At 59.4% G+C, this 12,060-nt stretch carries 11 protein-coding genes; 4 read left to right on the forward strand and 7 right to left on the reverse strand.

The features are described 5' to 3' along the window. Window positions 1-73: 73 nt before the first annotated feature. Window positions 74-1,183: an S-(hydroxymethyl)glutathione dehydrogenase/class III alcohol dehydrogenase gene (locus ACYVI2_RS25245; RefSeq protein WP_415817694.1), complete on the reverse strand. Its 1,110-nt coding sequence runs from the start codon at window positions 1,181-1,183 to the stop codon at window positions 74-76. A 54-nt stretch (window positions 1,184-1,237) separates the two neighbouring features. Further along, entirely contained in the window at window positions 1,238-1,513 is a 276-nt protein-coding gene (gene frmR, locus ACYVI2_RS25250) for a formaldehyde-responsive transcriptional repressor FrmR (protein ID WP_094822875.1), read from the reverse strand. A gap of 336 nt (window positions 1,514-1,849) precedes the next feature. On the opposite strand from frmR, the gene ACYVI2_RS25255 reads away from it, so the two are divergent. Then, window positions 1,850-3,136: an MFS transporter gene (locus ACYVI2_RS25255; protein ID WP_415817691.1), complete on the forward strand. Its 1,287-nt coding sequence runs from the start codon at window positions 1,850-1,852 to the stop codon at window positions 3,134-3,136. Between the two features lie 49 nt (window positions 3,137-3,185). Here ACYVI2_RS25255 and ACYVI2_RS25260 read toward each other — a convergent pair whose 3' ends face one another. Further along, complete coding sequence (locus ACYVI2_RS25260) at window positions 3,186-4,082, reverse strand: LysR family transcriptional regulator (RefSeq protein ID WP_415817689.1); 897 nt, start codon at window positions 4,080-4,082, stop codon at window positions 3,186-3,188. Window positions 4,083-4,271: 189 nt separating this feature from the next. Here ACYVI2_RS25260 and ACYVI2_RS25265 point away from each other — a divergent pair, with 189 nt between their 5' ends. Both ACYVI2_RS25265 and ACYVI2_RS25270 read left to right on the forward strand, forming a co-directional pair. After that, the gene (locus ACYVI2_RS25265; RefSeq protein ID WP_415817687.1) at window positions 4,272-4,763 is read left to right on the forward strand and encodes a (R)-mandelonitrile lyase; all 492 of its coding nucleotides are present in this window, start codon (window positions 4,272-4,274) and stop codon (window positions 4,761-4,763) included. A 97-nt stretch (window positions 4,764-4,860) separates the two neighbouring features. After that, window positions 4,861-5,529 (forward strand): carboxymuconolactone decarboxylase family protein, encoded by a 669-nt coding sequence (locus ACYVI2_RS25270; protein WP_415817685.1) that lies wholly within the window; start codon window positions 4,861-4,863, stop codon window positions 5,527-5,529. Between the two features lie 22 nt (window positions 5,530-5,551). On the opposite strand, the gene ACYVI2_RS25275 is transcribed toward ACYVI2_RS25270, so the two are convergent. The 4 genes from ACYVI2_RS25275 to ACYVI2_RS25290 all read right to left on the reverse strand — a co-directional run bounded on the left by ACYVI2_RS25275 (window position 5,552) and on the right by ACYVI2_RS25290 (window position 10,857). Beyond that, window positions 5,552-6,913, reverse strand: a complete 1,362-nt coding sequence (locus ACYVI2_RS25275; protein ID WP_415817683.1) for a c-type cytochrome — start codon at window positions 6,911-6,913, stop codon at window positions 5,552-5,554. A 33-nt stretch (window positions 6,914-6,946) separates the two neighbouring features. Then, a complete protein-coding gene (locus tag ACYVI2_RS25280; protein ID WP_415817681.1) occupies window positions 6,947-9,202 on the reverse strand; it encodes a xanthine dehydrogenase family protein molybdopterin-binding subunit in 2,256 nt (751 codons plus the stop codon). Further along, a complete protein-coding gene (locus tag ACYVI2_RS25285) occupies window positions 9,199-9,690 on the reverse strand; it encodes a (2Fe-2S)-binding protein (RefSeq protein WP_415817679.1) in 492 nt (163 codons plus the stop codon). The genes ACYVI2_RS25280 and ACYVI2_RS25285 overlap by 4 nt, the downstream gene beginning before the upstream one ends. A 117-nt stretch (window positions 9,691-9,807) precedes the next feature. After that, complete coding sequence (locus ACYVI2_RS25290; protein ID WP_415817677.1) at window positions 9,808-10,857, reverse strand: NAD(P)-dependent alcohol dehydrogenase; 1,050 nt, start codon at window positions 10,855-10,857, stop codon at window positions 9,808-9,810. Between the two features lie 167 nt (window positions 10,858-11,024). Between ACYVI2_RS25290 and ACYVI2_RS25295 the strand changes: the two genes are divergently transcribed. Further along, window positions 11,025-11,951, forward strand: a complete 927-nt coding sequence (locus ACYVI2_RS25295) for an AraC family transcriptional regulator (protein ID WP_415817675.1) — start codon at window positions 11,025-11,027, stop codon at window positions 11,949-11,951. Window positions 11,952-12,060: the final 109 nt, after the last annotated feature.

Below are 12,060 nucleotides of genomic sequence, written 5' to 3' on the forward strand. Positions count from 1 at the left end.
ACATCGGCGGCGCCGGATCGCAAATAGGCAGGTACTCGCTCACTCAGTCGAATGCCTGCCTTTTCTTGTCGGCTTAGTAGTGCACGACGCTACGAATCGACTTGCCTTCGTGCATCAAATCAAACGCACTATTGATCTCGTCCAACTCCATGGTATGCGTCACAAACGGCGCCAGCTCGATCTTGCCCGACATCGCGTCTTCGACCATGCCCGGTAATTGCGTACGCCCCTTCACGCCACCAAATGCAGTACCTAGCCAACGGCGCCCCGTCACCAACTGGAACGGACGCGTCGAGATTTCCTGGCCGGCGCCAGCCACCCCGATCACCACCGACTGCCCCCAACCACGATGCGCGGACTCGAGCGCGGCACGCATGACATTGACGTTGCCGATACATTCGAACGAATGATCCACGCCCCAGCCGGTCATGCCGACAATGACTTCCTGGATAGGCTTGTCAAAGTCCTTCGGGTTCAAGCAATCAGTCGCACCGAAGACCTTCGCCAGACCGAATTTATCGGGGTTCGTATCGACGGCGATGATACGGCCTGCCTTGGCCTGACGCGCCCCCTGAATCACGGCCAGCCCGATACCACCCAGGCCAAATACCGCGACCGAATCGCCCTCTTGGACTTTGGCGGTATTGTGCACAGCGCCGATACCCGTGGTCACGCCGCAACCCAGCAGACAAACATGTTCCGGATTGGCGTCGGGATTGATCTTGGCCAGCGACACCTCGGCCACCACCGTGTATTCGCTGAACGTCGAGCAGCCCATGTAGTGATAGACGGGTTGGCCGTTGTACGAAAAACGCGTCGTCCCATCGGGCATCACGCCCTTGCCTTGCGTGGCGCGTACGGCCACACACAAATTGGTCTTGCCCGACTTGCAGAACAGGCACTCGCCGCATTCGGCGGTATAGAGCGGAATGACATGGTCACCTGGCTTGACGCTGGTGACGCCCTCGCCCACCTCGACCACGACACCCGCGCCCTCGTGGCCCAGGACGACCGGGAACAAACCCTCGGGATCCTCGCCAGACAGCGTAAAGGCGTCGGTGTGGCAAACACCGGTATGCGTAATCTTGATGAGCACTTCTCCTTTACGGGGAGGTTCGACATCGAGCTCGACGATCTGCAGGGGTTGGCCTGCGGCAAAAGCGACGGCGGCACGTGATTTCATGGGTAGCTCCGTAAAGAGAAAAGGCAAACTGCGTCAGTCTGGCTGACGCATTGATTATTTCAGGTAAGTGCGGACCAGAGTCAAGAGCTCTTGTACGCGTTGGTCGTATTGGGCCTCGGATTCGGACGGCTGGCTAAAGCCCTCGCGAATATGCGACTCCAGGACTTCTGACATGAGTCCGTTGATCGCCCCGCGAATCGCGGCGATCTGCTGCAGCACGGGGCCGCAATCCGCCCCTGCCTCGAGGGCTCGCTCCAGGGCATCGCACTGTCCACGGACACGGCGCACGCGTGCGAGCACGCGCTTTTTTTCGTCAGGGGAATGCGGCATGGCGAAAAATGGCCATAAAAATATACTAGTGGGGAGTATATTGAACATGTGCCAGATGAGGCAAGCCCCCGTACTGAGCTCCGTGTAATGCGAGGCGAATACCCGGAGCGTTGTAATGACCCATCATCCCGCAGTATGCCTGCCTCAACCGTTTCACCGCCGCAGTACAATCCCCGTCGTTTTGACAGGCCGTGTGAGCCAGCAGACTACGCACGCCGGGCCGATCACCTGGCGTCAGGACCCCTCGCGAAGCACACCTCCCTTGTTTCCCCCACTACGCCCAGTCTTCCCCAACAGGGTGAGGTGTTTTACTCAGTCGCTTCTTACGAGGACATCATGTCGCGGCAGTTGCTGGCCCTGGTGCTGGCTCCCATTTTGGGTTTGTTTGTTGTCTGTATCGGCAACGCGTTTATTTCCTCATTGACCACGTTACAGCTGGACGCCGCCGGTGCTTCAGCCACTGTCATCGGGATCATTTCCTCCTCCTACTTTGTGGGCCTCACGATCGGGGCGATTTTTCACGACCGCCTGATCGTGCGCATCGGCCACATCCGGGCCTACAGCGGCTTCGTATCGCTGATTGCCGTGACGGTCCTGTTACAAGGCCTGATCTTCAACCACACCGCGTGGTTCATCCTGCGATTGATCAACGGCTGGGCCAGCGTCGGCGTCTATCTCGTGGTCGAAAGCTGGCTGCTGCTGGCCAGCGACCCGAAAATACGCGGCCGGCTGCTGGCGATATACATGATCGCCCTATACGGGTCCGGGATGTTGGGACAACTGGAGCTCGGCACCATCACACAATGGGGAGCCATGGCTCCCTATATGGTGGCAGGCATGCTGGCCTCGCTCTCGGTGCTGCCCATGGTGATGATTCCTCGCGTATCCCCCCTGGTCGAACGTGTCGAACCGCTATCTCCCAGGCAACTGCTGCGCATGACACCCACCGGCGTCATGGGCTGCTTTGGCTCGGGCGTCGCCATCGCAGCGATTTACACGCTGCTGCCGCTCTATCTGCAGCGCATCGACCTCAATGTCGACGAAATCGGCAAGATGATGAGTATCGTCATTCTGGGCGCGATGCTGCTGCAATACCCGGTAGGCCGCTGGTCTGACCTCAAGGACCGCCAGGTCACGCTTATCGTGCTGAGCGCTGCTTGCGCCATACTGTCTCTGGCGATCCTGTTGCTGCCCAACTCATCATCGCTATTGATGATTCTGTTGTTCTTGCTGGGTGGTGGTGTATTCGCCATTTATCCAGTAGCGGTGAGCCATGCGGCTGACCGGGCGCCGGCGGATGCCTTAGTGCGCATGATCCAGGGCCTGTTGCTGATCAACTCGCTCGGGTCCGCCATCAGCCCCCTGCTGATCTCGCCCGTCATGACAAAAATGGGCGCACCCGGTCTATTTTGGGCATTCCTGGTGCTCAATATCGGGCTGACCGCCTATTTCGTCATGCGCCGTAAAACGCGCCCTGCGCCGGCACCTATCGCGCCGTTTACTGCGGCAGCGCAGATGTCACCGGTCGGTGTGGAATTGCGCGTCACTGAAGATCTGGTTCAGGGCGCGCTGGACCACGAGATGGTCGAAACACTAGAAAAAGTGGAACAACCGGCTGGTTGAGGAACGCGGTAAAACCCCAACGAACCCATACGCGCGATCACCATCACATTCACTCCGGCCGATAACGCAATGCCTCAATCACCAGCGACAATGCTGGTGAAATCTGGCGCCGATTGGCATAGTAGATGTGATATCCGGGAAACGACGGCCACCAGTCCTGCAGTACCGGTACGAGGCGGCCCTGCTCGATATGGGGCTGCACCAGATCGTAGGGCACATAGGTCAACCCCATGCCGTCCAACGCGGCGCGCAGCATCAAAAACGTGTTGTTGAACACGGTCTGGCCGTTCACCCGCACATTGACTGCGCGGCCGTCCTTTTCGAGATCCCACGCATATAGACCCCCATGAGTAGGCAGACGCAAGTTGATGCATCGATGCCGGGTCAGATCATCGGGAACGGCAGGCAATGACCTGCCGGCCAGATAGGCAGGCGACGCCGCGATAGCCATGCGCAGCGCTGGCGCAATGCATACGGCGATCATGTCTTTGTCGACCCGGTCACCCGAGCGCACGCCCGCATCAAAGCGGCCGGCCGCAATATCGGTGAGAGCATAGTCCACGCTGAACTCGATATTGACGTCGGGATACTGCTGCAGCAGGGGCAGCAAACGCGGCCACAACACCGTCACGATCGCATGGTCATGCGCGGTAATACGCACGGTGCCAGCCGGCTTTTCACGCATGGCGCTCAGCGACTCGAGCTCCTGGTCGATTTCCGACAGCCGTGGACCGATCGTACTCAATAGACGAGCCCCTGCCTCGGTCGTCGATACGCTGCGCGTTGTGCGCGTCAACAATCGGACACCCAGCCTCGCCTCCAGCGCAGACATGGCGTGGCTCAGCGCCGACCTGGACAGGCCGAGCTGCGCGGCTGCGCGCGTAAAGCTGCGCTCGCGGGCCACGACCAAAAATGCCCGCAGGTCATTGAGGTTCTCTTTTGCCATTGGTGAATTTTTTGCACTAGAGCATGCCGATATTACCGTCTTCTCATCTAATGAGTCAGCCCATAAAGTTACCTGCAGGCCGCTGCGCCGCACAATGCGCACGGCAAATTCTCGCAACGGCCCTGGCCGGCGGACGGGCTATTCAGATCTTGCCGCTCACCAGTGACCGCCAGCCTACAGGAACACATCATGGCATCCTCATTTCTAAAATTCGCCTGCTGCGCCTTCCATCTGCAAACCGCGATGATCGGCGCTGCCGAGGCCGCCTCCCCCGGCAACGCCCAGCAGATCACGCGTACCGGCGATCAAGCGTCTGTTGCGGGGCCGGAAACCTTCTTTACGGGACCGGCACGCATTGACCCAGTCTGGCCCGCTCGCGAGACCCTCAACGCCTCAGGCGGGCTCGTCACTTTTGAGCCCGGCTCCCGATCGGCATGGCATACCCATCCTGCTGGACAACAGCTCGTCGTGGTATCCGGCGTGGGACTCACCCAGGAATGGGGCAAGCCGGTTCAAATCATTCGCCCTGGCGACGTGATCTGGTGTCCCCCAGGCGTCAAACACTGGCATGGCGCCGCCCCCAACACCGCCATGACCCACTTGGCCGTGACCGGCACCGTAGACGGCAAAAACGTAGACTGGATGGAGAAAGTCACTGATGAACAATACAACGCCCGCTAAACCACGCAGCGCCGCCGTCGTAGCCAGCGTATTAGCGATGGCCCTTCAAAGCGCAGCTGCAAGCGAGATCGTAACCACGACGACTCAGGCCAAGCCAATGACTCGTACCACTCACGAATCTGGTGTTTCCCAAACGCTGACTGCTCGTCAGCAGGCGATCGTCCCCATAGCGGCATTCGCCGCCGCCGGTGACCTGTCTAAACTGAACGACGCGTTAAACCAGGGACTGGATGCCGGCCTGACTGTCAACGACAACAAGGAAATCCTCTCTCAGCTCTATGCCTACGCCGGCTTTCCGCGCAGCCTCAATGCACTGAGCGAGCTGATGAAAGTGCTGCAAGCGCGCAAGCAACGCGGCCTGACGGACGAGGTAGGCCAGGAGCCCAGCCAAGCAATTCCAACGGGCAAGGCCTTGCTGGAGGCTGGCACCGCCAATCAAACCAAATTGTCGGGCGCACCGGTCAAAGGCGCACTATTTGATTTCGCCCCCGCCGTCGATGAATACCTCAAGACGCATTTATTTGGCGACATCTTCGAACGCGACAACTTGGATTGGAGAGACCGCGAACTGGCCACGGTCGCAATGCTCTCGGCCATGTCCGGCGTCGAACCGCAACTGCAGGCTCACATCCGCATCAGCACGAACGTGGGTCTGACAGCGGATCAATTGCAGCAGTTGGTCCAGGTGTTGGCTGATCGCGTAGACGCCATCAGCAGCCAACGGGCTCGAGAGGCGTTGAAGTCACACCTATCGGGCCGAGGCTAGCGTTACGCCATTCGCTCTCTGATCAGCGCATCTGCAAAACGATGACGTTGCTGCTCGCGGGGTCCGTGCGATCACGCAGGTGTTTCACTTCCTCGGGCTTCACCGCACCACCACGGTTGCCCCAGGACGTACGGATAAAACTCAAGACGTCTGCGATCTCCTGATCGGAGAGTTGCCCACGGAACGGCGGCATGCGATAAGCGTCCGGCACGCCGTTTGCCACGACTCGTGCCGACCCGTTCAACGTCACATTGATCGAGGACGCGTTCTCTTTTGCCATGGACGACGACGACCCAGCCAACGGAGGTATCCACTGTCCCTGGCCGCGGCCGTCCACACCATGGCAGGAGCTGCACTTAGCCATGAAAGTCTGTGCGCCTGGCACTTTCAGCCGCTGATCGAGCGCCAATGCCGCATTGCTGCCGGCATCGTACCGCCACGGTTCGCCGTCACGCTCAGGATCGCCAGGCAACGACTTCAGATAGTGCGCCACCGCTTTCAGGTCGTCATCTGTCATGAACTGCGTCGAATTATTAAAGGCTTCGGCCATCGAACCGAACACGACCGCATGCTGATTGCGTCCAGTCTTCAGAAACTGGACGATGTCATCCTCGGTCCAGCGGCCAATTCCCGTATTCGGATCCGACCGCAAGCTAGGCGCGTACCAGCCATCCAGCAACGCGCCGGCCAGATAATGTGGGCTGCCCTCGTCGAGCGCTTTTTCGTTCATCGCGAATCCCCGTGCCGTATGGCAGCTGCCGCAATGGCCCGCGCCTTGCACGATATAGGCGCCACGATTCCACAGCATGCCCTCGGAATCTTTTGCCTGATAGGCGCCTGACTCCGTGAAGAACCCATTCCATAGCGCCAGAGGCCAACGCATGTTCAAGGGCCAAGGAATATCGCTGGGTTTGTTTTCTTGTTCAACGGGATGCACTCCGTGCATGAAATAGGCATACAGTGCCTGCACATCGTCGTCACTGAGCTTGGCATAGGAAGGGTAAGGCATCGCCGGATACAACCGGCGGCCGTCCGGCGCGACACCATGCCGCAACGCCCTGTCGAAATCCGCCAGACTATAGGAGCCTATGCCGGTTTCCTTGTCGGGCGTAATGTTCGTCGCAAAAATAGAGCCCATCGGGGTGGCCATTTCCAGCCCCCCTGCAAATGGCTTGCTGCTGGGCGTACTGTGACATGCCACACAATCGCTGAGCCGCGCCACGTACTCCCCATGTTGAATCAATCGCGCGGAGTCAGACGATGGGTTTGCCGCACCGTCAAAAGGTGATGAGGGTGTGCGGGTTACGAACCAAAGCACACCCGCTGCTGCGATCAGGCATGCCGACAGCGAGATGGCGACACGTTTCTTTAGACTGCTTGTCATATAGGTTTCGCAATGTCGAGGATACGGCGGGTGCTACACGTCAAAGCGATAGCGCGACAGCGGCATGGTACGAATGCGCTGGCCCGTGAGGTGAGACACAGCATTCGCGACGGCAGGCGGCACAGCCGGCAACGGCGGCTCGCCTATCCCTCCCATCGTCGCCCCGCTCTCGATCACGCGCACGTGAACACGCGCCATACGATCAGGTGGCAGGATGGGATATAGGTCATAGTTGCGAGCCGCGGGGATGCCGTTCTCGTAAACGGTTTCCTCAAGTAAAACCTGAGAAAGCCCCAGCGCAACTGCGCCCTGGACCTGTGCTTTCACAATCGCGGGATTGACGATACTGCCTGGGTCAATGGCCTCCCAGATATCGTGCACCTTGACCTGGCCGCGCTCGATCGACACCTCGGCAATCACAGCAGCATGAGATCCAAATGGCGACGCCATCGCCACGCCGCGCGCGCGGCGCGTGCCGTCCTCCGCAGTAAATGGGCCTCGCTTCCACCCACCCGACATCTCGCCTACTGCACGCAAGAGATTGCTGAGCCGCTCATTCCCTTTCAATAACCGCATGCGCAATTCGTAGGGATCCTGACCACCCTTGTCAGCCAGCTCATCCAAGAACGACTCGTAGAGAAAGTCATTCATCGAGTTGCCGACCGAGCGCCAATAGCCGAGCATCGCGGGCGTCTTCACATAGAGCTGGGCAATCCTCCTGTGGGGGATGGCATAGGCCTTCCCTGCCAATCCCTCGATAGCAGTCGGATCGATTTTGTCGCCCTGCTTATTACTGATCCCCTCAGTCGGGCCTTCGGTCGCGGACACCACGTCGAGCGCAACGGGTACGCCGCTTTCATCAAGCCCACCGCGGAAGCGAGCCACGGCCATAGGCCGCAAGACATCGCGCAGGAATTCCTCTTCCCGGCTCCAGATCAATTTGATCGGCCGTCCGGTCGCCTTGGCCAATTGAATGGCCTGAGGATAGGGATTCGCCGAGTCATACAAGAAGTGACGTCCAAAAAACCCGCCCAGCATCGGCGAATGAAGAACCACTTTCTCGGGATCCAATCCGGCGCGTTTGGCAATATCGGCGCGGAACATGTCCGGTGCCTGATTCGGCAGCCACACCTCCAACGACCCATCGTCGTTAAAGCGAGCCAACGCGGACGGCGGCTCCAGCTGTGCGTGATTCACATATTGACTGGCATAGGTCGCATTCACAACGGTATGTGCGCTCTTGAGCGCAGCCTCGGCATCACCTTCCTTTTCGGCCTCGTCGCCCTGCCCGGGCTCGTTAGCCAGCCGCTCGCGAAAAGCCTCGGTCGAAAAATCGGCCGGCATGATACGCAACGGCGAATCCGCCGCCGGCTCCAGCCAATCGACCTGCAGCGCTTCGGCGGCACGCTTGGCATGCCACCAGCGCTCAGCCACGACAGCGACGGCACCGGGCAGATGATGCACCGAATGCACACCTTTCATGGCCTTGACCTGATCCTCGTTGCGAACGGCGCCGATGGTCATCCCCAACCGCGGGGCATGCTGCACGGCTGCGTGCAACATGCCGTCCACACGGACATCAATAGCGTAGATCACCTTGCCTGTCGACTTATCGAAGGCGTCCACACGAGGAACGGGCTGGCCAATCCAGCGAAACTGGCTGGGATCCTTCAGCTTCACACTATCGGGATCAGGGACAGGCAGATCCAAAGCCTGCGCCGCGAGCTCCCCATAGCTCAATGACCGGCCCGATGCGCGGTGGACGACGCGCCCCGGCTCCGTCGTCAAATCAGCAACCGGCACCCCGAATCGTTGCGCGCCCGCCTGCAGCAACATCGCACGCGCCAACGCGCCTAGACGACGCATCGCGGGATAGCCGAAACGGACGGACATGCTGCCGCCCGTAATCCGCATGCCGTTGGCCATCACCACAAATTCTTTCCCCGGCGGCGCGCTGTCAACCAGGAAGCCTGCGGGATCGGCATCGAGTTCCTCGCCGACAATCTGAGCCATCGCCGTGAACGTTCCCTGCCCCCCTTCTATGAACGGGCTCAGCAGACGAACCGTGCTATCCGGCCGGATCTCCAGAAACGCAGGCACCTGTGTACCCGGCACAGCCGCAGGCGCACCTTGGGCGCGAGCCGGACGCACTGGCAGGCCGAACCCGATGACGAGTGCCCCCGCCGTAGCGCCGGCCGAAGCCAGCAAAAAACGACGGCGAGAAATGTTCGTGGGTTCCCGTGTAGGAAACGCATCGCCATTGAAGTTTTTCTCCGCCACGATCGTCATGATGCACTCCCTTTGACAACCACGGCCGCGCTTGGCGCCATCGGGTTACCCGCCAGATCATGCACCGCCTCATTAATGGCGTTGTACGTGCCACAACGGCAAAGATTGACCATCGCCGCCGCAATTTGCTCGTCCGTGGGGTTGGCCGTCTGCTTCAACAGCGCCGTGACCGCCATCACCTGACCGGATTGGCAGTAGCCGCATTGCGGCACCTGATGCTTTACCCAGGCTGCGACCACGCGTTTACCAATCTCGTCGTCTTCGATAGCCTCGATCGTCGTGATCTGTCTGTCTGCCACGCCCTCGACAGGTGTCACACAGGAACGCATCGCAACGCCGTCCACCAAGACGGAACAGGCGCCACACTGAGCGAGCCCACAGCCATACTTTGTGCCCGTCAACCCGAGTTCATCGCGAATCACCCATAGCAACGGTGTATCGGCGTCAGTATTGACATCATGGGTCTTGCCATTGATTTGAAGCTGCATGCTTCTCCAACCCTGTATTTGGAGGAAAGTACACCGACGATGACGCAGGCCCGGCTGCCGGTAGCCACCGGCAGCCGCGGTCATATCGAATAGGTAATGCCGGATCAGTAACGCGACTTAAGCCGCCAACGTCGCCGTATCAATCACAAAGCGATACTTCACATCGCCCTTGAGCATGCGCTCATAGGCTTCGTTGATTTCGTCGGCACGAATCAACTCGATATCCGCCACAATTCCATGCTCGGCGCAGAAGTCCAGCATCTCTTGCGTTTCGGGAATGCCACCGATCATCGAGCCGGCAATCGAGCGGCGCTTCGTAATCAGGTTGAATACATTGGGCGACGGATGCGGCGTAGCGGGCGCGCCTACCAGCGTCATCGTGCCATCACGCTTTAGCAGCGCCAGGAATGCATCCAGATCGTGTGGAGCGGCCACCGTATTCAAGATGAAGTCAAAGCTCTGGGCATGGGCGGCCATTTCTCCGGGATTGCGGGATACGACAACCTCGTCAGCCCCCAACGCTTTTGCGGCTTCGCGTTTGGAGTCCGACGTCGTGAACGCCACCACATGCGCGCCCATAGCATGGGCTAGTTTGATACCCATATGCCCGAGCCCGCCAATCCCGACGACGCCGACTTTCTTGCCTGGACCTGCTTCCCAATGACGCAGCGGGGAATACGTCGTAATACCGGCGCACAGCAAGGGCGCCACCGCCGCCAACTGATCCTCGGCATGCCGGATGCGCAAGGCGAATCGCTCATGCACCACAATTTTTTGCGAATACCCGCCCAACGTCCAGCCGGGCTCGTCCTTGGTCGGCGCGTTATAGGTGCCAACCATGCCGTCGCAATAGTTCTCAAAACCCGCTTCGCAATCGGCGCAGTGCTTGCAGCTGTCCACGATACAGCCGACACCGACCAGATCGCCGATCTTGAAATCCGATACATGTGCACCGACCGCCGACACACGTCCTACGATTTCGTGACCCGGCACACAAGGAAACTGCGTGCCTTCCCATTCCGCGCGCACCTGGTGCAGATCGGAATGGCAGACGCCGCAGAAAGCAATATCAATCTGCACATCGTGTGTCCCCGGTGTCCGGCGGGTGATCTGCAGAAATTCGAGAGGTTTGTCGGCCGCGTGGGCACCATAGGCGTGAACGAGCATGTTGATTCCTTTATGCATCGGGTTAGATGAGCATTTTCCAGGTATCACCAGCGGATCGATAGCGCATTTCGCTGGATTTCTTGCCTGATTCTCCGAGAAGCGAGCATTACACGTGGCAAGATGTATGCCGTACGCGGTAAAGTTGCTGCAGGAGAATCCCAACCGATATGGCATCCACATCTCGCACCTTAGCGCAGCCAGTGTCACCGCAACAAGCCATGACGCATATGATCTGCGCGCGCGCCTCTCACGAGGGCGACCACAAAACCGCCATTGACAATCTTGGCCTCTTTCGACGCGACAATCCCGCTCCCCCGTGCGTCTGCGTGGTCGAACCCAGCATCGTTTTGGTGACACAGGGTGCAAAGCAGATGTGGATCGGCGGAAAGGCCTATCCCTATGATTGCTCGCGTATTCTGATTACCTCATTGGATCTGCCAGCGACATCAGAGGTATTGGCCGCCAGCCCCGCCACCCCTTGTGTTGGCCTGGCAATGAAACTCGACCTGCGCATCCTGGCCGAGCTGATCGCTCAAGGCAACCTGCCACCCTCGCGAGATCGCGCGGTCGGCGCCGGCGCAGGCATCGGCGACGTCACTCCCAAGATCCTGGACGCCTTCTGCCGCCTGGTGAAATTGCTGGACGAGCCTGATTCCATCCCGGTCCTCGCGCCGTTGATACAACGAGAAATTCACTACCGACTGTTGAAAAGCGACCAGACGGCCAGGCTGCGTCAGATCGCCTCTGTAGACAGCCAGGGCCACCGGATCGCCAAGGCGATCGAATGGCTGAAACATAACTATGCGCAATTACTGCGCGTGGACGAACTGGCCGCGCGTGCGCAAATGAGCAGCGCAACGTTTCACCATCACTTCCGTCAACTCACCTCGATGAGCCCTTTGCAATACCAAAAATGGCTTCGATTAAACGAGGCGAAACGCCTGATGCTGAACGAGCACCTGGACGCAGCCAGTGCGGCATTCAAAGTCGGCTACGAAAGCCCTTCTCAGTTCAGCAGGGAATACAGCCGGCTGTTCGGGGCACCGCCCAAACGCGATATCAGCGAATTGCGACAGCAGGCCAAGGCGGCTTGACGCGTTCAACAGGCAGTACGCCCTGGCCCGATATCTGCGGTCAGCCATTTCGCACGGATTTGTAACGGAACAAACAATCGGCAAACCGGCCGTTTTCCGGCCTTTCTCC

It is taken from the genome of Bordetella tumbae (genome assembly GCF_054780995.1).